Origin of the sequence: Alistipes communis (genome assembly GCF_006542665.1) — a bacterium.
GTDB classification, from domain to species: Bacteria; Bacteroidota; Bacteroidia; order Bacteroidales; family Rikenellaceae; genus Alistipes; species Alistipes communis.
Genome location: NZ_AP019735.1, coordinates 839,690 through 864,241 on the forward strand (window position 1 = coordinate 839,690; position 24,552 = coordinate 864,241).

The following is a 24,552-nucleotide window of genomic DNA, read 5'->3' on the forward strand; positions in this document are numbered from 1 at the left end:
TCAAGGTTTTTGGGATTGTCGCGCCGCCTGCAAACTCCACCACACGGGCGTGCGCATGTTGTCGCCGCCGCCGGGCCACGACTCGGCCAGACGCGCGACTGCCTGTGCATAATTCACCGGGTTGGTCGTGGAGGTGTTGACCGGATATTCGAAACGCGTGGGCAGAATATGGTCGTTGCTCGTCGCCGACCCGATCGTCAGCTCCGGATATCCGGTGCGGCGATACTCGTTCCACGCCTCCATACCGCACCAGAACAGGGCGATGTATTTCTGTTCGATGATACAGCGCAACGTCCCGTCGTAGGCGACATTTTGCAGATAGGCCTCGATCACGCTTTCGGGCAACTCGGCGCCCGACGTATCGACGCCGTGCCAGTAACCGATCGAAGCGCGGATCGCCGCTTCGTAATACTCCTCGGCCCCGACGCCCGCAATCACGCCGCGCTGCGCGGCTTCCGCAAGCAGAAAAAGCACTTCGTCGTAGCGCATCACCGAAAAAGGCGACGTACTCTGCGCCAGCACCTCCCAGTTGAGATTGGCCACGTTCTCGGTCGTAGTCGTCTCGTCGACCGGTTCGCCGCTCGGATAGCCGCCCCATGCGTCGCCGCGGCGCACGAAATAGATCGACAGCCGCGGATCGCCGATGGCAGCCATGCGGTCTACGAACGATGCGGAGGCCCGACGGCCGTAGGTGGTGAAATTCTCGTAGGTGGTATTCTTGAAATAGTTGACGAAAGGCACGACACCCGTATAGAAGAGCGTGGCATTATCGTCATTGCTCTCGAACAGCGGATAGAGCGTCGGCTGCGAAACGAGCGAACGGATACGTTCCGATATGCCCAACTCCCCGTCGCGGTTGATGCAGCGCATCAGCAGCCGCAGGTGCAGCGAATTGGTGAACCGCTTCCATTTGGCCATGTCGCCGCCGTAAAGCAGGTCGCGCGAAGGCGATTTGAGCGATTTCGAAACATCGTAGAGGCTGTTGGCCAACTCCAAATCCTCGTAGAGCCGTTCGTAAATCGACCGCTGCGTATCGAACAGCGGCTGGGCGAGGCCGTCGCGTCCCTGAAACGCCTCCGTAAAGGGGACGTCGCCGAAACCGTCGGTGCAGTGCGCCATGCAGAAGGCGCGCATCGTCAGCGCGATGGCCTGGCAGTTGACGTCGTTCTGTTCCAACGCCAGGCGATACATGTGGTCGGCCGTGGCCGCCCACTGGAACTGCGTGGCCCAGTGGTCGGAGGGAACGCCGTTCGAAATCACGTAACGATGGAAGGCATTGAGCGACGAACCCGACACCGTGTACTGGATCAGTTCTCCGTTGATGTACCACGTGCGGTGGAGCAGGCATTCGAACTCCTTGAACACCAGATTCTCCAACAGGCTTTCGGGGCCTATCTCCCACATTTCCATCTGATTGGGATTGGTGTTGTACTCCTCGAACGAAGCCGTACAGCCCATCCCCAGAAACGCCATGCAGCACGCCGCATAGCATTTGAATCGTATCGTTTTCATCGCGTCAGAAGGTTAGTTTAAGATTGAATCCGTAAGTCCGCGTCATCGGATAGCCGCCGGTCTCGACACCCTTCGAGAGCGACCCGCCGGCCCACGACGCCACTTCCGGATCGTACTGCGGCCACTTCGTCCAACAGAAGAGGTTCGTGGCGAAGAAGCCCAGCTGAATGGACCGCACCACACGCAGCCGGCGGCAGATCTGTTCGGGAAAACTGTAATCCAGCCGCAGTTCTTTGAGTTTCAGGAACGAAGTCGAGTAGACGTGCTGCTCAATGTTGTTGCGGTACTGCGCATAGAGGTTGTAATATTCGACGACATTCCGGGTCACCGTACGGTTCTTCGAATAGGTTCCGTCGGCATGGAGATTGACCCCGTCGGCGATCAGACCGTCGTAACGACCCGGCAGGGAATTTTCGAGTTTGCCCAGCGTCGAGAGCACGGCGCTCGTCACCGAATAGGCCCGTCCGCCCTGTTGCGCCGTGAAAGTCATCGCCAGCGACAGTCCCTTGTAACTAAGCCGCGTGTTCAGACCCGCCTTGTAGTTGGGATAGATGCTGCCCAGATCTTTGAGCGTCTCCGTCAGCACGGGATTTCCCGTTTCGGCATCGATGATCCTGGCTCCGGAGCAATCCACGAACTTCCCGGCCTCGTCGACGTAGAAACTTCCTTCGGGCGCCGTCTCGTAGCCGATCCCGTAAAGGCGTCCCAGCACACCGCCCGGATAGGCGTAGGTGAAGACCGTCGAGCCGACCGTCAGCTTCGAATTGAGCTGCCACATCTCCACGCCCGGCGCCAACGCCACCAGCTCGTTCCAGTTCTTCGACCAGTTGAGACCGATGTCCCAGCGCCAGTTCTTCGTCTCGACGGGACGCAGATCGAGCGCCACCTCCACACCGCGGTTGTTGACCTCGCCCGCATTGATGAGTTTCGATGCCGCACCCGTGGCCCAGTCGGCGGGAACGGTGATGATCTGGTCGGTCGTCGTCGAATCGTAATACGCCACGTCGAGTCCGATGCGTCCGCCGAAGAGACGGGCTTCGATGCCGGTCTCCCAGCTCTCGATGTTCTCGGGTTTGATGTTGTAGTTCTGGATCGCGCTCGAAAGACGATAGCCTCCCTGGAAATCGCTGTTGCTGTAAATGGCCGTCAGCTGATAGGGGTCGGTATCGTTGCCCACATTGGCCCACGATCCGCGCAGTTTCAGCATGTCGATCCACGGTGCGCGTTCCCGAAAACCGAGCGCCTCGTCCAGCAGGAAGCTGACTCCCACCGAAGGATAGAAATAGGAGTTGTTGCCCGGCGCCAGCGTACTCGACCAGTCGTTGCGTGCCGTCAGATCCAGAAACAGCATGTCGCGCCAACTGAGGTTCACATAACCGTAGAGGCTGTTCACCCCCTTTTCACGCCGCGTGTTGGACGACAGCAACCGTCCGTCGACATTGACCAGCAGAAAGACGTCGGGTTCTTGAAGATTCTCGGCCGTCTGCGTCACATTCTGGAATTTCTGATACATCCGGTTGCCGCCCAACGCCGCCGAAAGATGGAAATCGCCGAACGAGTCCTTGTAGTTGAACATGAAATCCGTGTTCATCTCGAAATTGCGCACCGTCTGCTCGCGGTACCACCCCTTGGTGTGCCCGATCGAATACTGCGGTTTGCGCTGCGTGCGAAAATCGTTGTTGAGATCCATGCCGCCGCGCAGCATGAGCGTCAGCTTTTCGCGCCAGATATTGACGTTCACCGAGACGTTGCCGTACACGCGGTCGCGATCCTGCGTGTTGAGCTGCTCGTAAACCATGAAATAGGGATTGTCGCTGCTGGGGTTGATCAGATTGCCCGATCCGGTCGTTCCTGCGGCATTCATGGCCGCGATACGCCCTTCGCTCCACTCGGCGTACATATCGTCGACGCTCACCGACGAAGGATTCCAGATCAGCGCATAGAGCGGCGAAGCCGTGCTGTAACCGGCCGAAGGAAGATTGTCGCTGTTCTTGCGATAGTAGTTGGCCTTACCGCTCACGGTAACGGCCTTGGAAATGCGGGTCGAGAAGGAGAAGCTGAGATTCTGGCTCTCGTAACCCGTATTGGGGACGATCCAGTCGTTGCGCATGTCCTTGAACGACACGCGGGCCGAATTGCCCTTGCCGTTGCCGCCCTCGATGGAGATCGAATTGGAATAGGTGACGCCCGTACGGAAGAATCCTTTGTACCAGTCCTGCGCCACCCACGGTTTGCGCGTATACTCGTCGGTATCCCAGTTGCGGGACGAGTAGATGTAGCGCATCTTCGAGGGATCGTAGCGCTCGCCGAAAGACGAACGGGCGTGATAGCGGGTGATCTTCTGCCCCGTGTCGCTCTTGTCGGCCGCCACGTTCCAGTAGGAGTATTCGGGCGGCGTGGTCACGCCGTCGATCTGCGCCGACTCATAGACGCCCGATCCGTACTCCTCCTGGAAATCGGGCCAGAAACCGGCCTGTTCGAGCGTGACATTCGAATTGAATGTCACGCGCAGCCCTCCGGATTTGAGTCCCGACTTGGTGGTGATGATGATCGCACCGTTGGCTGCGCGCGACCCGTAGAGCGCCGTGGCTGCGGGGCCCTTCAAGACCGATACCGACTCGATATCGTCGGGATTGAGATCCGAAGCGCCGTTGCCGTAATCGATCGTACTGACGGTGCTGCCGTAGGAGCCGTTCTCGGTATTGGAGGTCATGCCGCTGTTGATCGGCACGCCGTCGACAACGAACAGCGCTTCGTTCTTGTCATAAGCCAACGACCCCTCGCCGCGCAGCGTCACGCGAATCGATCCGCCGGGACCGGCCGACGAAGTGTCGAAATTCAGACCCGCCACCTTCCCGGCCATCCCGTTGAGCCAGTTGTTCGTGACGGTGTTGTTGAGGTCTTCGGAGCCGACCGTCGAAACGGCGTAGCCCAGACTTTTTTCCTTGCGCGTCAGTCCGAGCGCCGTCACCACCACGGCGTCGACCTGCTGCGATTCGGAGAGCATCTCCACATCGAGGCGGGTGCGCGAACCGACCACCCGCTCCAACGGTTTATAACCCAGATAGGTAAACTGCAACGTGTCGGTCGAAGAGGGGACGCGGATCGAGTAACGTCCCTGCAAATCGGTGACGGCATGGTTTCGGAGCGACCCCTTCACCACCACCGCCACGCCGACCAACGGCACGGCGGCCTGACTGCCTTCACGACCGACAACGGTGCCTTCGACCATCCGGGACTGAGCCTTTGCGGCTTCCCCGGAAACTACGGCGAGCAACAGAGCCAGGGACAGGAGTCGTAGAATTCCCCCCCCCTCTGCCTCATCGGTTTCAATGAGGTTAATTGTTCCATTTTAAGAAGTTTTAAGGTTAAAAAGAGGTGCAGACGAGGTGCATCTGCGCCTCTTTGCTCAGACTATCGCATGTAACGCAACGGCCGTTCGGGCAGCGCACGCAGGAAATAACCGAGAATCATGCCCGCCTGCCGGTCGGAAGCGGTGATGTAGCGGTGCTGTCCCGCCTTGTCGGGCGTGAAGAAGATGAAGCCCTGCTCGTCGACCGTAATGCGGCCGGGGATGCTGAGCGTGAGCGACGACGGCTCGTGCGGCAGGACGTAGTAGGTTGCGATCACGTCCCACGTAGGACGGTCGTAGGGCATCTCGTGATAGGCCTTGTAGGCTTCGACCATCGGATGATGCTCCGCCCAACCGAAATCTTCGGCGATGCTGCGGCCGGGATAGACCACCTGCTTGCCGATCTCGAAGGGCGTCAGCACGATCGGCGAGGGGCACTCTGCGAAGAACTTGCGCGCGGCCGGAATGTCGTTGATGACGTTGTACTCGGCGCGCTTCTTCACCCCGAAGCTGCCCGCCATGACCGAAAAATACTTCACCTTGCGCGCCACCAGTTCGCGGCCCGTGAGCGGCGACACGTCGTCGCCACCGCTGGCGAGCAGCGCCGCGAGATTGCCCGAAAAGCCCACCGAGACGACCACGACCGAATTGTCGGGCTCGGCCGCCAGCAGCCGGCGGTACATCGCCACCGGATCCTCCCAGCTGCCGGGCTTGCGGCTGCGCTTGAAGAGCGGTTTGCCGTCGGAGGCCTTCAATTCGCAGACGGGCGTCGTATAGTCCCGATCCTTGTTGTCCACCGCCCGGGGCGTGTAGGCGATCGGAATATCGGGATAGCCGTACCATGTATTCATCAGGTCGATGAACTCGAACGAGGTCGAACTGCGTTTGTTGAGACTCACGCCGATCAGACGGATATGGCCGGCGTCCATGCCCTTATAGAGCAGGTCGAGCGCCAGCGCATCGTCGATGTCGTTGCCCATGTCGGTCTCGAAAATGACGGGGACAGCCCCCTTCTCCGGCGCTGCGGCGCCGGCGCACCACGGCAGCAACAGCGCCGCGGCAAACAGAATCATAGAAATTCGCTTCATATACATTCAGGTTAGATCAGTTCAGGTTTCCCGTACGGCGTCCGCACCGCCGTTCCGCACAAAACGCGATGCAAGACAGCCGGATAAAAATCCTCCGCGACCGCCCGCCCTTCCGCATCGCACCGACCGAAAGCGCCTTCTTGCAGCCTTCACCGCCCGGCCGCCCTTCCGAGCGGGGCCGATTTCGTATCGGAGATTCGGATACCGAAGCCGGAGAGCTTGCACAATCGTTTGCGCAAATATATGAAAAAATCAGGCATTTTTCAAAATTTTACACCGATTATTTTTCAAGCGCGATCGGAGACCCAAACTCCAATCCGCAAAAACACCTTGCGGGGCTCTTGGCGGGCAGTCCGTGTTCACCGTCGGCGAGAGGTCGGGCCGAGACGTCCGGAATCGGTCGGAGAGAGAAGCCGAAGCGGTTCCGCGAAGATCGGGCGTGCCCCGAAAACCGACAGGGGCGGGTGCATTCCGAGAATACACCCGCCCCTGTGTCCTACGCAAAACGTTTTCGTCAGGCCGAGCACAAGTCCCGAATCCGCCCGGACTACGCCGAAACGAGAAAACGACCGTCGCAGACCGATGTTATTCGGCGTCCGTCTCGTACCCGTCGCGTCCGGCGCCCCACATCAGCAGGAAGACCGCCATGCCGACGAGTGCCATGGCGATCATGGCGATGTAGGCGTGGTTCCAGCCGTAGTGCTGCGCCAGATAGCCCAGTCCGGCACCCGACACGATCGTCGAGGCGTAGCCGAACAGACCAGTGAAGCCGTTGGCCGTGGCGGCCGCCTTCTTGGTAGCCTGCTGCGCGGCGGCGATGCCGATGAGCGCCTGCGGCCCGTAGATGCAGAAACCGGCCATCATCAGGAAAAGGAACGTCAGCCACAGCGGCGCGCCGACGGGCAGCTGCCAGAAGAGGAAGATGAACAGCGCCGCGCCCGCCATGCAGAAGACGCAGGTGCGGTGCGCGCGTCCGCCGAGGAACTTGTCGGTCGCCCAGCCGGCCACCAGCATCCCCACGATGCCGGCGATCTCGAACATCGCCACCAGCCAGCCGGCGTGGCTCATGCTGACTCCCTTGGACTGGCTCAGCAGCGTGGGGCCCCAGTCGAGCACCGAGAAACGGACGATGTAGACGAAGAAGTTGGCGAAGGCCAGAATCCAGATCAGCGGATTGCCGAAGACCTTGCGGCGCAGGAAGGCCTTGTCGGCCGCCGACGGAGCGTCCCCGCTCTTTTTGCTCTCGGTGCCGGGCAGTTCGGGCAGTCCCACCGAAGTGGGCGTGTCGCGCAGCGAAATGAACAGTCCGATCGCACCGGCGAACGAAATGCCCGCCGGAATCCAGAAGCACCAGCGCCATGCGCCGACATGGGCGTCGCCCGTGCCCATGTGGCTCATGATGTAGCCGCAGAGGATGACGACCAGTCCCGCGCCGATCGAATGCGAGGTGTTCCACACCGACATCTTGGTAGCCAGCTCCTTGGGCGGAATCCAGTGGGTGAGCAGCCGCGCGCAGGGCGGGAAGCCCGTCCCCTGCAACATGCCGTTGACCACCCACATGACGCCCATGAAGAGGATCAGCGTATTGTTGAACTGCGAACCCGAACTCTCGCCCGTGATCCACTCGCTCACGTCGACGCCGAAACCGAAGGCGAAATTGGCCAGCGCGCAGAGCGCGAGTCCCGTGGCCATGAAGAAGCGTGCGTTGAGCCGGTCGGCCAGAATACCGTTGACGAAACGCGAAAGGCCGTAGACCAGCCCGTTGAGCGTAAGGAAAATACCCAGGCTGGTTTTCGAAATACCCAGGTCGGCTTCGAGCCCCGGCATGGCCAGCGAAAAGTTCTTGCGGACGAAATAGAAGAGCGCATAACCGATCATCGTGGCGATGAGCGTGCGCATCTGCCAGTACTTGAAGCGTTTCTGTACTTCAGGAGTAAAACTTTGCATGTCGTAAGTCAGGTTAGCGGTTTGCGAAGGCCCGGCGACCTGCCGGCTCCCCGCGGGTTTTGCGGTTACCCGAAAGGCAAAGGTAATCAATTCTTTCGATCTTGTCAACCCGAAGTGCAAGAAAAGAGAATCCCGGATTGGTTTCCGTTGTGTTTCGGAGTATTCCCGCTCCCGAACTCCCGCCATTCCGGCAGCGGAAGCCCCCCCGACAGCCCGCCGCGGAAAAAAAGTGCGCGGCCCGCCGAATATCCGGAACGAACGAAGCGCACATGCGCGCGCAGTAACAGAGAAAGGAGCAACAATTTCGGATTTCGCTTGACCGATTCCGAGAAAATCACTATTTTTGTTTGAATATATATCTAATGATACGATTATGACATTGGCCGAAAGACACGATTTCATCATGGATCTGCTGCAACAGCAGGGCTCGGTAAGCGTCGCCGCTCTGGCCGAACGGCTCAAAGTGTCGGAGGTGACGATCCGCAAGGATCTCACGCTGCTCGAAGAGAAGAAGATGCTCTACCGCGCCCACGGAAGCGCCATTCTGATCAATCCCTATATCAACGACCGTCCGGTCAACGAAAAGGAGAAACACAACGCCACCGAGAAGCGTGCCATCGGCATCCGCGCCGCGTCGCTCGTCACGCCCGACGACTCGATCCTCATCGCGTCGGGAACCACGATGCTCTTCCTGGCCCGCGAGATCAAGGCGCAGGGGCGGCTGACGGTCATCACCTCGGCGGTCAACATCGTCCCGATCCTCGTGCGCGACCACAACGTCGACGTGGTGCAGCTGGGTGGCATGGTGCGCAACACCTCGGTCTCGGCCGTCGGGGTCTATGCCGAACGGATGCTGCAAGACTTCTCGTGCAGCAAACTCTACCTGGGCGTGGACGGTATCGACCTCGAATACGGGCTCTCGACGACCAACCTCATGGAGGCGGGCCTCAACCGCGCCATGATCCGCACCGCACAGAAAACGATCGTGCTGGCCGACAGCTCGAAGTTCGGCCGCCGCGGGTTCAGCAAAATCTGCGACCTGAGCGACGTAGACCAGATCATCACCGATAGCAACGTCTCGCCCCACACCCTCGCGCAACTGCGCAGTCAGGGTATCGAGGTGACGGTGGTGGAGGCCGTCTAACCCCCGTGCGACCGAATCAAGAATGAAAGGCGGCGATTCCCTCGTTCCGTCCGGAACGAGGGAATCGTTCGTTCGGAGCGTCGCAGCGCTTCGCGCAACAAATCCTCTTTCCGCGGAAGCGCGCACCGCGCGCACAACATTGCATCCGATTGCCTATCTTTGCAGTCGGAAACCTCCGGCCGGCGGCGACGGCACCCTACGGCCCGCCCGCGGCCTCCGACCGGTTCAACCTACGCCTCATGTCCGCCATCGCACCGCTCATTTCCGACCTGGCGATCATCCTCGTCGCCGCCGGCTGTTCTACGCTCGTCTTCAAGGGATTGCGCCAACCAGTCATCCTCGGCTACATCGTGGCCGGCGTGCTGGCAGGCCCTTCGGTATCGTTCATCCCGACCGTCTCCGATGCGTCGAGCATCCGCGTGTGGGCCGACATCGGCGTCATCTTCCTGCTTTTCGCCATGGGACTCGAATTCTCGTTCCGCAAACTGCTGAGCGTGGGCGGCACGGCCGTCACGGCCGCCGTGACGATCGTGGCAGGAATGATGTTCGTGGGGTACGGAACGGGCATGTCGCTGGGTTTCTCCCACATGAGCAGCATTTTCCTGGGAGGGATGCTCTCGATGTCGTCGACGGCGATCGTCTTCAAGGCCTTCGACGACATGGGGCTGCGCGGACAGCGCTTCACGGGCGTGGTGCTGGGCATCCTCGTGGTCGAGGATCTGGTGGGCGTCGTGCTGATGGTGCTGCTCTCGACGCTGGCCGTGAGCAAGCAGTTCGAAGGCGCCGAGATGCTGGGCAGCATCCTCAAACTGGGAGCCTTCCTGATCTTCTGGTCGCTGCTGGGCATCTACCTGATCCCCACGCTGCTCAAACGGCTGCAACGGCTGCTCAACGACGAAACGCTGCTCATCGTGGCGCTCGGCCTGTGTCTGGGGATGGTGATGATCGCCGTCAAGGCCGGTTTCTCGGCTGCACTCGGCGCCTTCGTCATGGGATCGCTCCTGGCCGAAACGGTCGCAGCCGAACGGATCACACGACTGGTCGAACCGGTCAAGAACCTCTTCGGCGCGATCTTCTTCGTCTCGGTAGGCATGATGATCGAACCGGCGCTGCTCGTGCGCTACGCTGGCCCCATCGTGCTGCTCACGGTCGTAGTACTCGCCGGACAGGCGACTTTCGCCACGCTCGGCGTGCTCGTATCGGGACAACCGCTGCGCGTAGCCGTGCAGTCGGGATTCTCGCTCACGCAGGTCGGCGAGTTCGCCTTCATCATAGCCACCCTGGGCACGACGCTACACGTGACCGACGACTACCTCTATCCCGTCATCGTGGCCGTATCGGTCGTCACGACCTTCCTGACGCCCTACATGATGCGGGCCGCCGACCCCGCCTGCGACTATCTCGAACGGCACCTGCCTGCCAAATGGCAGCGGTCGCTGGCGCGTTACGCATCGGGCGCAGGCCCCGAAAGCCGCCACAACACCTGGCTGCGGCTGCTGCGGCGCATGATGCTGCCCGGCGCACTCTATCTGGTCTTCTGCATCTTCGCCGAAGCGGCCTTCCTGCGCTACGCCGCACCGTGGATCGAGGCGCGGATTCCGGGTCGGACGGGCGCTGCGGTGAGTCTGGCGGCGATCCTCGCCGTGCTGGCGCCGATCCTGCTCGTCGTGCTCCGGCAGGGCAACCGCTCGCCCGAATTCCGACAGCTGTGGAACGACAGCAAATTCAACCGCGGGCCGCTCGTCTCGCTCATTCTCATCAAATGCCTGCTCTGCATCGGGATTCTGATGACCGTCGTGGCGTCGCTGTTCGACACCGCTTCGGGCATGGGCTTCGCCGTGTCGCTGGCGCTGCTCACCGGCATCGTCTTCTCGAAACGGCTCCGCCGCCGTTCGTTCGAAATGGAGGAGCGTCTGCGCGAGAACTTCGGCGGCGACGACACGGCCGATGCAGAACGGCCGCTGAATGAAGGGCAGCTGCCGTTCGAGCAGCTCCACATGGCCGAATTCGGCGTCGCGGCCGAATCGATCGTCGCAGGACGGACGCTCCGCGAGATCGACTTCCGCCGCCGCTACGGCGTCACGGTCGTGGCCATCCGCCGCGGCGAACGCCGGCTGCAACTCCCCGACGGCCATACGATGCTTTTTCCCTACGATCGTCTGACGGTCGTAGGCACCGACGAAGAGTTCCGCATCTTCCACCGCGTACTGGACGAACAGCGGTCGGAACGCAAACGCCGCCGCGAAGAGAAGACCGCCACGGCTCTGCGGATAGGTTCCTACACCCTGCCTGCCCGGTCGGCGCTCGACGGTACGACGCTCGGCGAAGCGGAGGTACGCCGCCGCGCCTCGGCGCTGGTGCTGGGCATCGAACGCCCCGAAGGGCCGGTGACGAATCCCTCCGCCGGCGAACGGCTCCGCGCGGGCGACGTAGTTTGGGCAGTGGGCGACCCGCAGCGCATGAAGCCCTTCTTCGAGGCCGTCCGGCAGGAGTAGCGCACGGGCCGCTGCCGCTCACCGACCGGTTACGATCCGTTCCAACTCGCCGAGATCGGCGGCGATACGGGTCGCTCCGGCCCCGGTCAGCTCCGCACGGCTTCCGTAGCCCCACAGCACGCCGCACGAATCCATGCCGGCGGCGGCCGCTCCCGCGACGTCGTGGCGCCGGTCGCCGATCATCAGGCAAGTCGCCGGATCGACGCCGCCCAACCCCTGCAATACATGGGCGATCACGTCGGCTTTGGCCTGCCGGCTGCCGTCGAGTTCGGCGCCGCCCACGAAGGCGAAATAGCGCGCCAGATCGAAATGGTCGAGAATGCGCCGGGCGAACACGACCGGTTTCGACGTGGCGACCGCCAGCGTAAGTCCGGATGCGCACAAACGTTCGAGCAGCTGCGGCATCCCGTCGTAGAGGCGGTTCTCGCGCCAGCCCCGTTCGCTGAAATATTCGCGCATCAGGCGGATCGCCTCGGGGATGCGTCCGTCGTCGAAGCCGTAGAACTCGCGGAACGACTCGGCCAGCGGCGGCCCGATGAAGGGCGTCAGGCTGCGCAGGTCGGTCACCTCGATGCCGAAATGGCGCAGGGAGTACTGCACCGATCGTGTGATCCCCTCCATGGGGTCGGTCAGCGTACCGTCGAGGTCGAACAGCAGGTGGGTGTAGGTCGTTTTCATCCGTATGTTTCGCGTAAGGTAAAAGGCGGCAGGAAAATTCAGGCAGCTGTATACAACTCTGCACCCCGTCGGTTTTCCGAGCCACTGCACACGACCGACTGTCGGAGCATTCGCGGCAAAGCCGCGTTTGCAGATCGGCCCCGCCCGGGCGGGGCTTCGGACAAAGCCCGCTTTGGAGGAGCGGCGGTGCAAAACGGGATATAGCCGCCTTGATTCAAATCATCCGCACGAATATTCCGGCATCCGTCACCGGAGGCGGTAACGTACCTGAGCGGATCAGCCGAAGATCGGCTTCTCGTAAGCCAGCCGCACGGCTTCGTAGCGCACCTTGCCCCGACAGGCGAACCCCTCCCTCACAAGCAGCGCACGCATAGGTCCGTTGTCGGGATGCGTGTCGATGCGGAACGAGCGGATGCCGCGCACGAGCGCCTCGCGGGCGGCTTCGCGCAGCAACGCGGCGGCAACTCCCCGCCGCACGAAGCGCTCGCCCACGACCAGCCGGTGCACCGCCACATAAGGCCCTTCGGCGGCCCAGCCGCCCTCCTCGATCCGGTCGTAGGCCGGTTCGCCGTCGAAGAAGAAGGCGGCGTAGGCGGCCGCCGCACCGTCGATGCGCACGATGCGTCCGTCGCCGCGCAGCAGGTCGCGCCGGACCGTCTCCGGCGAGGGATAGCCGTCCTGCCACTGGTCGACGCCCTGACGGGCCAATGCCGCGCGCCCCTGGGCGACGAGTTCGATGACGGCCTGCAAATCGGCCTCGGTTGCGGGGAGAATCACCATGTTCCGGAGTATTCGTTCGAGGGGCGAAATTAGTGAAAAATCGCCGTTTTCTGTGGCGGGAACCGAACAAAATTACTACCTTTGCGGCGGAATACAGTTACACGTTCAACGAATTTCAATAAAATTTAACGGTTATGATTTATTCACACGAAGTGCAACAGATGTGTTGCGTTAAGAAGGGTGCAAATCACGAATCCGCACCGATCCCCGAAGAGGGCAAGTGGGTTGTAGCCAAGGAGATCAAGGACATATCGGGTTTGACGCACGGTGTGGGCTGGTGCGCGCCCCAGCAGGGTGCCTGCAAGCTGACGCTCAACGTCAAGGACGGCATCATCCAGGAGGCGCTCGTCGAGACGATCGGCTGCTCGGGCATGACGCATTCGGCCGCCATGGCATCGGAGATCCTGCCGGGCAAGACCATCCTCGAAGCGCTCAACACCGACCTGGTCTGCGACGCGATCAATACGGCCATGCGCGAGCTGTTCAAGCAGATCGTCTACGGTCGTACCCAGTCGGCCTTTTCGGAGGGCGGCCTGGTCATCGGCGCTTCGCTCGAAGACCTGGGCAAGGGCCTGCGCAGCCAGGTGGGCACGATGTTCGGCACGCTGGCCAAGGGCACGCGCTACCTCGAAATGGCCGAAGGCTACTGCACCCGCATGGCGCTCGACGAGAACGACGAGGTGATCGGCTACGAGTTCGTGCATCTGGGCAAGTTCATGGATTTCGTGAAGAAGGGCATCGATCCCAAGGAGGCGCTCGAAAAGGCCAAGGGCTGCTACGGTCGTTTCGCCGAGGCCAAGAAGTACATCGATCCGCGTCACGAATAACCGTTGTTTAACCGAATAATAAGAAATTGAGATATGGCAAGTTTGTTTGAAAGCTACGAGCGCAGAATTGATAAAATCAACGCTGTACTTGCTCAGTACGGGATAAACGGCGTGGAAGACGCGAAGGCGATCTGTGCCGAGAAGGGGCTCGATCCCTACAAGACCTGCGAGGAGACGCAGCCGATCTGCTTCGAGAACGCCAAGTGGGCCTATGTCGTAGGCGCCGCCATCGCCATCAAGAAGGGCTGCAAGAATGCGGCCGACGCCGCCGAGGCGATCGGCGAGGGGTTGCAGGCGTTCTGCATTCCCGGATCGGTAGCCGACGACCGCAAGGTGGGCATCGGCCACGGCAACCTGGCCGCACGTCTGCTGCGCGAGGAGACGCAGTGCTTCGCCTTCCTGGCCGGCCACGAATCGTTCGCCGCAGCCGAGGGCGCCATCAAGATCGCCGAAATGGCCAACAAGGTGCGCAAGAATCCGCTGCGCGTGATCCTCAACGGCCTGGGCAAGGACGCCGCACAGATCATTTCGCGCATCAACGGCTTCACCTACGTGCAGACCAAGTTCGACTACTACACGGGCGAGCTGGCGATCGTCAAGGAGACCCCCTATTCGACCGGACTTCGCGGCAAGGTACGCTGCTACGGCGCCGACGACGTGCGCGAGGGCGTGGCCGTGATGTGGAAGGAGGACGTCGACGTGTCGATCACGGGCAACTCGACCAACCCCACCCGCTTCCAGCACCCCGTGGCCGGCACCTACAAGAAGGAGCGCGTGCTGGCCGGCAAGAAGTACTTCTCGGTGGCTTCGGGCGGCGGCACGGGCCGCACGCTGCACCCCGACAACATGGCCGCAGGCCCCGCTTCCTACGGTATGACCGACACGATGGGCCGTATGCACTCGGACGCCCAGTTCGCCGGTTCGTCGTCGGTTCCCGCACACGTGGAGATGATGGGCTTCCTCGGCATGGGCAACAACCCGATGGTCGGCGCTACGGTGGCCGTCGCGGTGGCTGTCGAGCAGGCGATGAAATAGTCCTGCCTCCGCAGGATCGCAGAAAAAAGGAGCGTACCCGCGCGGGTACGCTCCTTTTTTGCGGAATCTCCCGATCCGCAGGGCCGCACGGCATCCGCAGCCGCTTTCCGCCGCACGGCCGATGGTCCGGCGAAAGGCGGGACGTTCCCGACATCCTTCTGCCGACACGGCTCCGGCAGTTCATCCCCGACTGCGGCCAATGCTTCGGCAGCACTCCGCCGCGGCCGGCAAACCGCCCCGCCAGCCGCGGCACCCTCCCCGCAGACCGCCGTCCACGAAAAACCGAGGAGATTTCCGCATGGAAATCTCCTCGGTTTCACAATCGTATATTGCGGCTCTACTGAGCGGCGGCAGTCAGATTCTCGACGTCGGATTTGAGTCCGACGAGCAGGTCGTCGTACTCGCGAAGACCCGTACCGCCGGGGATCAGGTGACCGCAGATCACGTTCTCCTTCAAGTTTTCCAGCGGATCGACCTTGCCCTGGATCGCAGCCTCGTTGAGCACCTTGGTGGTCTCCTGGAACGAAGCGGCCGAGATGAAGCTCGACGTCTGCAACGCCGCACGGGTGATACCCTGCAAGACCTGATTCGAGGTCGCGGGCACGATGTCGCGCACCTGTACCTGACGCATGTCCTTGCGTTTGAGACTCGAATTCTCGTCGCGCAGCTTGCGAAGCGAAATGATCTGCCCCGGCTGCACCGACGTGGAGTCGCCGGCGTCGGTGACGACCACCTTGTCGTACAGCGCGTCGTTGACATCCATGAACTCCCACTTGTCGACGATCTGATCTTCGAAGAAGCGGGTGTCGCCCGGATCCTCGATCTGCACCTTCGACATCATCTGACGGACGATCACCTCGAAATGCTTGTCGTTGATCTTCACGCCCTGCATACGGTAGACCTCCTGCACCTCGTTGACGATGTACTCCTGTACCTTCGTCGGGCCGAGAATGCGCAGGATGTCGCTCGGCGTAATGGCACCGTCCGACAGCGGGCTGCCCGCCTTCACGTAGTCGTTCTCCTGCACGATGATCTGACGCGACAGCGGCACCAGATAGCGCTTCACGTCGCCCTGCTTGGAGGTAATGACGATCTCGCGGTTACCGCGCTTGATCTTGCCGAACGAAACCTCGCCGTCGATCTCGGAGACGATCGCCGGATTCGACGGGTTGCGCGCCTCGAAGAGCTCCGTGACACGCGGCAGACCGCCGGTGATGTCGCCGCCCGACTTGCCGACGGCACGCGGAATCTTGATCAGGATGTCGCCCGCATGGATCTTGGCGTTGTCCTTCACCACGACGTGGGCCGAAACGGGCAGGTTGTAGGACTTGACCTCCTCGCCCTCCCGGTTGATGATCTTGATGACGGGGTTCTTGGTCTTGTCCTTCGACTCGATGACCACCTTCTCCGACAGACCCGTCTGCTCGTCGCGCTCCTCGCGGTAGGTGACGCCCTCGATGACGTTCTCGTAGGAGGCCTTGCCCTCGAACTCCGAGATGATGACCGCATTGTAGGGATCCCACTCGCAGATCAGGTCGCCCTTCTTCACCTCGGCGCCGTCGGTCATGAAGAGCGTGGCACCGTAAGGCAGCGGATGCGTATAGAGTACGATCTCGGTCTTGGGATCGACGATGCGGATCTCCGACTGGCGCGAGATGACGACGTTCGTCGCCTCGCCCTGAGCGTTCTTGCCCTTGATCGTACGCAACTCCTCGATCTCCAAACGGCCTTCGTATTTCGAAACGACGTTGGTCTCGACGACCGAGCCGCCGGCCACGCCGCCGACGTGGAACGTTCGCAGCGTCAGCTGCGTACCCGGCTCGCCGATCGACTGTGCGGCGATGACGCCGACCACTTCGCCCTTCTGCACCATGCGCGCCGTGGCCAGGTTGCGGCCGTAGCACTTCGCGCAGACGCCGTGACGCGCCTCGCAGGTGAGCACCGAACGGATCTCGACCGACTCCAGCGGCGACTTCTCGATCGCCTCGGCGATGTCCTCGGTGATCTCCTGACCCGCCTTGCAGATCACCTCGCCCGTGAGCGGGTGGATCACGTCGTTGAGCGCCGTGCGGCCCAGAATGCGGTCGTAGAGCGTCTGCACCACGTCGTCGTTGCGTTTGATGGCCGTAGCCGTCAGACCGCGCAGCGTGCCGCAATCCTCCTCGTTGATGATGACGTCCTGCGCCACGTCGACCAGACGGCGCGTCAGATAACCGGCGTCGGCCGTTTTCAACGCCGTATCGGCCAGACCCTTACGGGCACCGTGCGTCGAGACGAAGTATTCGAGCACCGACAGACCCTCCTTGAAGTTCGAGAGGATCGGGTTCTCGATGACCTGCTGACCGCCTTCGACACCCGATTTCTGCGGCTTGGCCATCAGACCGCGCATACCCGACAGCTGGCGGATCTGCTCCTTCGAACCTCGGGCGCCGGAGTCGAGCATCATGTAGACAGGGTTGAAACCGTCCTGATCCTTCACCAGCGTGTCGATCACCACCTTCGTGAGTTTGGTGTTGATGTTCGTCCAGACGTCGATGATCTGGTTGTAACGCTCGTTGTTGGTGATCAGACCCATGTTGTAGTCCTCCATGATCGCGTCCGAACGGTCGTAACCCTCCTGCACGAGCTTCTCCTTCTCCTCGGGGATAATCACCGCGTCGAGGTTGAACGACAGACCGCCCTGGAAAGCCATGCGGTAACCCATGTTCTTGATGTCGTCGAGGAACGCGGCCACCTTGTCGGCGCCGGCCTTCTTCATCACCACGGCGATGATGTCGCGCAGCGACTTCTTCGTAAGCACCGTATTGATGTAGCCCACCTCCTCGGGAACGACCTGGTTGAAGAGGATGCGGCCGATGGTCGTATCTTTCAGGACGCTCACCCGCTGACCGTTCTCGTCGATGTCGTTCACCATGCACTTCACCTCGGCGTGCAGGTCGGCGCGTTTCTCGTTGTAGGCGATGATCGCCTCCTCGGGGCCGTAGAAGACCAGCCCCTCGCCCTTGACGCCCTTGCGCGGCTTGGTGATGTAGTAGAGTCCCAGAACCATGTCCTGCGACGGGACGGTGATCGGCGCACCGTTGGCGGGGTTCAACACGTTGTGCGAACCCAGCATCAGCAACTGCGCTTCCAGAATGGCGGCGTTGCCCAGCGGCAGGTGGACGGCCATCTGGTCGCCGTCGAAGTCGGCATTGAAGGCCGTACAGGCCAGCGGATGCAACTGCATGGCCTTGCCCTCGATGAGCTTGGGCTGGAAGGCCTGGATACCCAGACGGTGCAGCGTCGGGGCACGGTTCATCAGCACCGGATGCCCCTTGATGACGTTTTCCAGAATACCCCAGATGACGGGATCCTTGCGGTCGATGATCTTCTTGGCCGATTTGACCGTCTTCACGATACCGCGCTCGATGAGCTTGCGGATGATGAACGGCTTGTACAGCTCGGCCGCCATATCCTTCGGGATACCCATTTCGTGCATTTTCAGCTCGGGGCCGACGACGATGACCGAACGCGCCGAGTAGTCGACACGCTTACCCAGCAGGTTCTGGCGGAAACGGCCCTGCTTGCCTTTGAGCGAATCCGACAGCGATTTGAGCGGACGGTTCGACTCGTTCTTCACGGCGTTGCTCTTGCGCGAGTTGTCGAACAGCGAGTCGACGGCCTCCTGCAACATGCGCTTCTCGTTGCGCAGAATCACCTCCGGCGCCTTGATCTCGATCAGGCGTTTGAGGCGGTTGTTGCGGATGATGACACGGCGGTAGAGGTCGTTCAGATCCGACGTGGCGAAACGGCCGCCGTCGAGCGGAACGAGCGGGCGCAACTCGGGCGGGATGACGGGGATCACCTTCAACACCATCCACTCGGGTTTGTTCAACCCGTTCGAAGCGCGGAACGACTCGATGACGTTCAGGCACTTCAACGCCTCGCTCTTACGCTGCTGCGAGGTCTCGGTCGAAGCCTTGTGACGCAGGGCGTAGGACATCGAATCGAGGTCGACCTGCTGCAAGAGCGTGTAGATCGCCTCGGCACCCATCTGGGCGACGAACTTGTTGGGGTCCGAATCGTCGAGCGACTGGTTGCCCTTCGGCAGCGCGGCCAGCACGTCGAGGTACTCCTTCTCGGCGAGCGTCTGCAAACGCTCGATGCCCTGCTCGGCCGCAGCGCCGGGGTTGATGACCACGTAACGCTCGTAGTAGATGATCGCTTCGAGTTTCTTCGAAGGGATACCCAGCAGGTAGCCGATCTTCGAAGGAAGCGAACGGAAATACCAGATATGCACCACCGGAACGACCAGCGAGATATGGCCCATGCGCTCGCGGCGCACCTTTTTCTCGGTCACCTCCACGCCGCAGCGGTCGCAGACGATGCCCTTGTAGCGGATACGCTTGTACTTGCCGCAATGGCACTCGTAGTCCTTCACCGGGCCGAAGATACGCTCGCAGAACAGACCGTCGCGTTCGGGCTTGTACGTTCGGTAGTTGATCGTTTCCGGTTTGAGCACCTCGCCGCTCGACTGGGCGAGAATCTCCTCGGGAGATGCCAGTCCGATCGAAATGCGATTGTAGCCGCCAGCCGGTTTGTTATCTTTGTTGAATGGCATAATGATTCAGTTTTTCTTTCTCGTTTTACTACCCTTTACTCCAGTTTGACCGAAAGCGCCAGACCGCGCAGCTCGTGCAGCAGGACGTTCATCGCCTCCGGAATGCCCGGCTTGGGCAGGTTGTCGCCCTTGACGATCGCCTCGTAGGCCTTGGCGCGGCCCGTCACGTCGTCCGACTTGATCGTCAGAATCTCTTGCAGGATGTTGGCGGCACCGAAGCCTTCGAGCGCCCAGACCTCCATCTCACCGAAACGCTGACCGCCGAACTGCGCCTTACCGCCCAACGGCTGCTGCGTGATGAGCGAGTAGGGACCGATCGAACGGGCGTGCATCTTGTCGTCGATCATGTGGCCCAGTTTGAGCATGTAGGTCACGCCGACGGTGGCCGGCTGGTCGAAACGCTCACCCGTCTCGCCGTTGTAGAGGTAGGTGCGGCCGCTGCGCGGGATACCTGCCTCGGCGGTATACTCGTTGATCTGGTCGAGCGAAGCGCCGTCGAAGATCGGCGTGGCGAACTTCACGCCCAGCTCGCGGCCCGCCCAACCGAGCACGGCCTCGTAGATCTGGCCGAGGTTCATTCGCGAAGGTACGCCCAGCGGGTTCAGACAGATGTCGACGATCGTACCGTCTTCCAGAAAGGGCATGTCCTCGTCGCGCACGATACGCGCCACGATACCCTTGTTGCCGTGACGGCCGGCCATCTTGTCGCCCACCTTCAACTTGCGCTTCTTGGCGATGTAGACCTTGGCCATCTGGATGACGCCCGTCTGCGGCAGCTCGTCGCCGTTGGTGAGGTTGTACTTCTCGCGCTTGATCGCGGCGTCGGCCTTCTTCCACTCGATCGTATAGTTGTTGATCGTAGCCTCGATCAGGGCGTTGACATGCTCGTCCGACGTCCAGCCGCACGATCCGAGATTGAGGAAACCCGTCGGGACGCCCGTGCGCTCGTCGGTCGTCTGACGCGACAGCTCTTCGAGCATCTTCTGCGTGAATTTCGTACCGGCGGCGTAAAGCTCCGCACCGAAATAGTCGGTGACGCCCGTCGTGGTCTTGCCCTGCACGAGCGACCAGAGCTTCTGCACGAGCAGTTTGGTCAGATCGGCGATCTCGGCGGCGAATTTCTCGTCGAGCTTTTCGAGCATCGCCTTCTCGGCGGCCTTCGACTTCTTGGCCTCCTTGCCGGCGCGGCTGTAAAGTTTGGTGTCGATCACCACGCCGTGCAGCGAGGGCTGCGCTTTGAGCGAAGCGTCCTTCACGTCGCCCGCCTTGTCGCCGAAGATGGCGCGCAGCAGCTTCTCCTCCGGCGAAGGATCGCTCTCGCCCTTGGGCGTGATCTTGCCGATGAGGATGTCGCCCGGGTGGACGTTGGCGCCGATGCGGATAATACCGTTGGCGTCCAGATCCTTCGTGGCGTCTTCGCTCACGTTGGGAATGTCGGAGGTCAACTCCTCGACACCGCGCTTGGTGTCGCGCACCTCCATGATGTACTCGTCGACGTGCACCGAGGTGAAGATGTCCTCGCGCTGGATACGCTCCGAGATCACGATCGCGTCCTCGAAATTGTATCCCTTCCACGGCATGTAGGCCACTTTCAGGTTGCGGCCGAGCGCCAGCTCGCCGCCCTGCGTCGAGTAGCCTTCGGTCAGGATCTGCCCCTTCGTCACGCGGTCGCCCGTCAGCACGACCGGTTTGAGGGTAATCGACGTATTCTGGTTGGTACGGCGGTAGCGCGGCAGCTCGTAGGTGGTCACCTCGGGAGCGAACGAGCAGACGACTTCGTCCGGCGTACGTTCGTATTTGATGCGGATCTGCGTGGCATCGGCGAAAACCACCTCGCCGTCGCCCTCGGCGACGATCTGGATGCGGCTGTCGGAGATCATGTCCTTCTCGATGCCCGTGCCGACGATCGGCGCTTCGCACGTGACGAGCGGAACGGCCTGGCGCATCATGTTCGATCCCATCAGCGCACGGTTGGCGTCGTCGTGCTCCAAGAAGGGGATCAGGCTGGCGGCGATCGAAGCGATCTGGTTCGGAGCCACGTCCATCAGGTCGACCTCCTTGTCCGTCACCACGGGGAAATCGGCGCCTTTACGCGCCTTGATACGGTTCGGTTGGAGGAAATGGCCCTCGTCGTCGATCGGAACGTTCGACTGGGCGACCACCTTTCCCTCCTCCTCTTCGGCGGAGTAGTAGCGGATATGGCTGTTGTCCAGATCGATCACGCCGTCGTTCACCGAACGGTAGGGCGTCTCGATGAAGCCCATGTCCGAAATCTTGGCATAGACGCACAGCGACGAGATCAGACCGATGTTGGGACCTTCCGGCGACTCGATCGGACAGAGACGGCCGTAATGCGTGTAGTGCACGTCGCGCACCTCGAAACCGGCGCGGTCGCGCGACAGACCGCCGGGACCGAGCGCCGACAGACGGCGTTTGTGCGTAATTTCGGCCAGCGGATTGATCTGGTCCATGAACTGCGACAGCTGGCTGGTGCCGAAGAACGAGTTGATGACGCTCGACAGCGTCTTGGCGTTGATCAGGTCGACGGGCGTGAAGACCTCGTTGTCGCGCACGTTCATGCGCTCGCGGATCGTACGCGCCATACGCACGAAGCCCACCGAGAACTGATTCGACAGCTGCTCGCCGACGGTGCGCACACGGCGGTTCGACAAGTGGTCGATGTCGTCCACCTCGGCGCGCGAGTTGATGAGCTGGATGAGGTACTTGATAATGGCGATGATGTCCTCGCGCGTAAGCGTGCGGATTTCGGGATCGATCTCCAACCCCAGCTTCTTGTTGATACGGAAACGGCCCACGTCGCCCAGATCGTAACGCTTGTCCGAGAAGAAGAGCTTCTCGATCACGTCGCGCGCCGTAGCCTCATCGGGCGGTTCGGAAGCGCGCAGCTGCCGGTAGATGTAGACGACAGCCTCCTTTTCGGAGTTGCACGGGTCTTTCTGCAACGTATTATATATAATGGAGAAATCGATGCCCGACGGATTCTCCTTGTGCAGCAGGATCGTCTTGGCACCGCTCTCGATGATCTGTTCGATGTGCTCCTCCTGCAAGACGGTCTCGCGGTCGACGATGACGTTGTTACGCTCGATGGAGACTACCTCGCCCGTATCCTCGTCGACGAAATCCTCGACCCACGTCGAGAGCACGCGCGCGGCCAGCATCCGGCCGACGGCCTTTTTCAGATTGGCCTTGGTGACCTTCACCTCGTCGGCGAGATCGAATATTTCGAGGATCTGCTGATCCGCCTCGAAACCGATGGCCCGCAAAAGGGTCGTGACGGGCAGCTTCTTCTTGCGGTCGATGTAGGCGTACATCACGTTGTTGATGTCCGTGGCGAACTCGATCCACGACCCCTTGAAGGGGATGATACGCGCCGAATAGAGTTTCGTACCGTTGGTATGCATGCTCTGTCCGAAGAAGACACCCGGCGAGCGGTGCAGCTGCGACACGATGACGCGCTCTGCACCGTTGATGACGAACGTACCCCGTTCGGTCATATAGGGAATCGTACCGAAATAGACGTCCTGAACGACGACACCGAAATCTTCGTGCTCCGTATCGGTGCAATAGAGCTTCAACTTGGCCTTCAAGGGCACGCTGTACGTCAGACCGCGCTCCAAGCACTCCTCGATCGAGTAACGGGGCGGATCGACGTAGTAGTCGATAAACTCGAGAACGAAATTGTTTCTGGTATCCGTAATTGGGAAATTCTCCTGAAACACCTTGTAGAGGCCCTCGTTCTTGCGATTCTCGGCCGTGGTGTCCATCTGGAAAAAATCTCGAAATGATTTCAGCTGTACCTCGAGCAGATCCGGATAGGGAACCCGGTTTTTCACTGTCGAGAAGCTAATTCTTTGTTGTGTTGTATTTGTGGACATCGGTAAATCCAAATTAAGTTGAAGTTTGTTCTTTCAATCGGGTACCTTCCTTTCCGACAGGTCTCCATAACCTGCGGCAATGCTCTCAGCGTAAACACATTATACCCTCAGAGCATTCCAAAATCCAAGAAAAGGGCACAGCTCCGACGGCACTCCCTTTTCTTAGACGAGAAAAGGCATAGAGCTTACTTTGGGGGTAAACTCTACACCTGAGTTGTCTGAAACTACGAAAGTAGTGACGAAACTACTTGACTTCAACTTCAGCACCTGCCTCCTCGAGCTGGCCCTTGATCGACTCAGCCTCCTCCTTGGAGACACCCTCCTTAACGGCCTTGGGAGCACCGTCGACCAGCGCCTTGGCATCGCCCAGCGACAGACCTGCGATCTCCTTAACGACCTTGATCACCTGGAGTTTCGACTGACCTGCGTTTTTCAGGATGACATCGAACGACGTCTTCTCGGCGGCGGCAGCCTCGCCGGCACCGGCTGCGGGAGCAGCAACCGCAACAGCTGCAGCAGCGGGTTCAATGCCGTACTCCTCTTTGAGGACGGTAGCCAATTCGTTTACTTCCTTAACAGTCAAATTTACCAATTCTTCTGCCAGTTTCTTTACATCTGCCATAGTTGTAATTTTTATTAAATTCTTGTTTTTGTTCGTAATTAGTTTCTTTCTTCGAGCGTCTTCACGAGGCCCGCAATCTTTTGGCCTGCATTAGCTTGCAATGCAGAGATAACATTCTTCGCAGGCGACTGCAGGAGCGAAACGATCTCTCCGATGAGTTCTTCCTTGCTCTTAATGTTGCACAGGGCATCCAACTGGTTGTCGCCGACATAAACGCACTCCTCCACGAACGCTGCCTTCAAGACGGGTTTCTCGCTCTTCTTGCGGAACTCCTTGATGACAACGGCAGGGGCCTTCGCCGTCGTTGCAAACATTACCGAGGTCGAACCCTCTAAAACCTTCATCAGATCAGCATCCGCCTTCTCGGCCTTTTCGAGCGCCTTGCCGAAAAGGGTGTTCTTCACGACGACGAGTTTGATCTCGTTCTCGAAGCACTTTCTGCGCAACTGAGCGGTCTGCTCGGCGTTGAGCGTTTCGATGTCGGTCAGATAGAAGTGAGGATACTCGTTGAGCTGCTCGGCGAGGTTGTTGATTACAACCGCTTTTTCTTCCTTGGTCATCTCTTAAATCCTCCTT

The 24,552-nt window shown here is 60.6% G+C and carries 14 protein-coding genes; 4 read left to right on the top strand and 10 right to left on the bottom strand.

The genetic code is table 11. From position 1 onward, the window contains the following. The 4 genes from FMF02_RS03465 to FMF02_RS03480 form a co-directional block, all read right to left on the bottom strand. Positions 1–1,512 (bottom strand): SusD/RagB family nutrient-binding outer membrane lipoprotein, encoded by a 1,512-nt coding sequence (locus FMF02_RS03465; protein ID WP_141412226.1) that lies wholly within the window; start codon positions 1,510–1,512, stop codon positions 1–3. A 4-nt stretch (positions 1,513–1,516) separates the two neighbouring features. Then, positions 1,517–4,744, bottom strand: coding sequence for a SusC/RagA family TonB-linked outer membrane protein (locus FMF02_RS03470; protein WP_141412227.1), 3,228 nt, complete (start codon positions 4,742–4,744; stop codon positions 1,517–1,519). Positions 4,745–4,926: 182 nt separating this feature from the next. Further along, positions 4,927–5,952, bottom strand: a complete 1,026-nt coding sequence (locus FMF02_RS03475; protein WP_162851466.1) for a nucleoside hydrolase — start codon at positions 5,950–5,952, stop codon at positions 4,927–4,929. Positions 5,953–6,537: 585 nt separating this feature from the next. After that, complete coding sequence (locus FMF02_RS03480) at positions 6,538–7,899, bottom strand: MFS transporter (protein ID WP_026075114.1); 1,362 nt, start codon at positions 7,897–7,899, stop codon at positions 6,538–6,540. A 373-nt stretch (positions 7,900–8,272) separates the two neighbouring features. Here FMF02_RS03480 and FMF02_RS03485 point away from each other — a divergent pair, with 373 nt between their 5' ends. Both FMF02_RS03485 and FMF02_RS03490 read left to right on the top strand, forming a co-directional pair. Then, entirely contained in the window at positions 8,273–9,043 is a 771-nt protein-coding gene (locus tag FMF02_RS03485) for a DeoR/GlpR family DNA-binding transcription regulator (protein ID WP_141412228.1), read from the top strand. A gap of 239 nt (positions 9,044–9,282) precedes the next feature. Next, entirely contained in the window at positions 9,283–11,538 is a 2,256-nt protein-coding gene (locus FMF02_RS03490) for a cation:proton antiporter domain-containing protein (protein ID WP_141412229.1), read from the top strand. 18 nt (positions 11,539–11,556) lie between these two features. Here the strand turns inward: FMF02_RS03490 and FMF02_RS03495 are convergent, their stop codons facing one another. Both FMF02_RS03495 and FMF02_RS03500 read right to left on the bottom strand, forming a co-directional pair. Beyond that, entirely contained in the window at positions 11,557–12,216 is a 660-nt protein-coding gene (locus FMF02_RS03495; protein WP_141412230.1) for an HAD family hydrolase, read from the bottom strand. Positions 12,217–12,492: 276 nt separating this feature from the next. Next, the gene (locus FMF02_RS03500) at positions 12,493–12,996 is read right to left on the bottom strand and encodes a GNAT family N-acetyltransferase (protein ID WP_141412231.1); all 504 of its coding nucleotides are present in this window, start codon (positions 12,994–12,996) and stop codon (positions 12,493–12,495) included. 134 nt (positions 12,997–13,130) lie between these two features. Here FMF02_RS03500 and FMF02_RS03505 point away from each other — a divergent pair, with 134 nt between their 5' ends. Next, on the top strand, positions 13,131–13,823 hold the full coding sequence (locus tag FMF02_RS03505; protein WP_019131481.1) for an iron-sulfur cluster assembly scaffold protein: 693 nt from the start codon (positions 13,131–13,133) through the stop codon (positions 13,821–13,823). A gap of 33 nt (positions 13,824–13,856) precedes the next feature. Continuing rightward, positions 13,857–14,858, top strand: a complete 1,002-nt coding sequence (locus FMF02_RS03510; protein ID WP_026075117.1) for a GGGtGRT protein — start codon at positions 13,857–13,859, stop codon at positions 14,856–14,858. Positions 14,859–15,195: 337 nt separating this feature from the next. Here FMF02_RS03510 and rpoC read toward each other — a convergent pair whose 3' ends face one another. From rpoC to rplJ, 4 genes are all read right to left on the bottom strand, one after another. Beyond that, positions 15,196–19,458 (bottom strand): DNA-directed RNA polymerase subunit beta', encoded by a 4,263-nt coding sequence (rpoC, locus tag FMF02_RS03515; RefSeq protein WP_019131483.1) that lies wholly within the window; start codon positions 19,456–19,458, stop codon positions 15,196–15,198. A gap of 35 nt (positions 19,459–19,493) precedes the next feature. Then, complete coding sequence (gene rpoB / locus FMF02_RS03520; protein WP_141412232.1) at positions 19,494–23,354, bottom strand: DNA-directed RNA polymerase subunit beta; 3,861 nt, start codon at positions 23,352–23,354, stop codon at positions 19,494–19,496. Between the two features lie 244 nt (positions 23,355–23,598). Beyond that, positions 23,599–23,976, bottom strand: coding sequence for a 50S ribosomal protein L7/L12 (rplL, locus tag FMF02_RS03525; protein ID WP_019131485.1), 378 nt, complete (start codon positions 23,974–23,976; stop codon positions 23,599–23,601). 38 nt (positions 23,977–24,014) lie between these two features. Continuing rightward, positions 24,015–24,536 carry a 50S ribosomal protein L10 gene (rplJ, locus tag FMF02_RS03530; RefSeq protein WP_019131486.1) on the bottom strand — a complete coding sequence of 174 codons (522 nt, stop codon included), beginning with the start codon at positions 24,534–24,536 and terminating at the stop codon, positions 24,015–24,017. Between the last annotated feature and the right edge of the window lie 16 nt (positions 24,537–24,552).

What these genes read in the sequence shown, in the direction of transcription:
- FMF02_RS03465 (WP_141412226.1), bottom strand. Translation starts at nt 1,512, where the DNA reads ATGAAAACGATACGATTCAAATGCTATGCGGCGTGCTGCATGGCGTTT.
- FMF02_RS03470 (WP_141412227.1), bottom strand. Translation starts at nt 4,744, where the DNA reads ATGGTCGAAGGCACCGTTGTCGGTCGTGAAGGCAGTCAGGCCGCCGTG.
- FMF02_RS03475 (WP_162851466.1), bottom strand. Translation starts at nt 5,952, where the DNA reads ATGAAGCGAATTTCTATGATTCTGTTTGCCGCGGCGCTGTTGCTGCCG.
- FMF02_RS03480 (WP_026075114.1), bottom strand. Translation starts at nt 7,899, where the DNA reads ATGCAAAGTTTTACTCCTGAAGTACAGAAACGCTTCAAGTACTGGCAG.
- FMF02_RS03485 (WP_141412228.1), top strand. Translation starts at nt 8,273, where the DNA reads ATGACATTGGCCGAAAGACACGATTTCATCATGGATCTGCTGCAACAG.
- FMF02_RS03490 (WP_141412229.1), top strand. Translation starts at nt 9,283, where the DNA reads ATGTCCGCCATCGCACCGCTCATTTCCGACCTGGCGATCATCCTCGTC.
- FMF02_RS03495 (WP_141412230.1), bottom strand. Translation starts at nt 12,216, where the DNA reads ATGAAAACGACCTACACCCACCTGCTGTTCGACCTCGACGGTACGCTG.
- FMF02_RS03500 (WP_141412231.1), bottom strand. Translation starts at nt 12,996, where the DNA reads ATGGTGATTCTCCCCGCAACCGAGGCCGATTTGCAGGCCGTCATCGAA.
- FMF02_RS03505 (WP_019131481.1), top strand. Translation starts at nt 13,131, where the DNA reads ATGATTTATTCACACGAAGTGCAACAGATGTGTTGCGTTAAGAAGGGT.
- FMF02_RS03510 (WP_026075117.1), top strand. Translation starts at nt 13,857, where the DNA reads ATGGCAAGTTTGTTTGAAAGCTACGAGCGCAGAATTGATAAAATCAAC.
- rpoC (WP_019131483.1), bottom strand. Translation starts at nt 19,458, where the DNA reads ATGCCATTCAACAAAGATAACAAACCGGCTGGCGGCTACAATCGCATT.
- rpoB (WP_141412232.1), bottom strand. Translation starts at nt 23,354, where the DNA reads ATGTCCACAAATACAACACAACAAAGAATTAGCTTCTCGACAGTGAAA.
- rplL (WP_019131485.1), bottom strand. Translation starts at nt 23,976, where the DNA reads ATGGCAGATGTAAAGAAACTGGCAGAAGAATTGGTAAATTTGACTGTT.
- rplJ (WP_019131486.1), bottom strand. Translation starts at nt 24,536, where the DNA reads ATGACCAAGGAAGAAAAAGCGGTTGTAATCAACAACCTCGCCGAGCAG.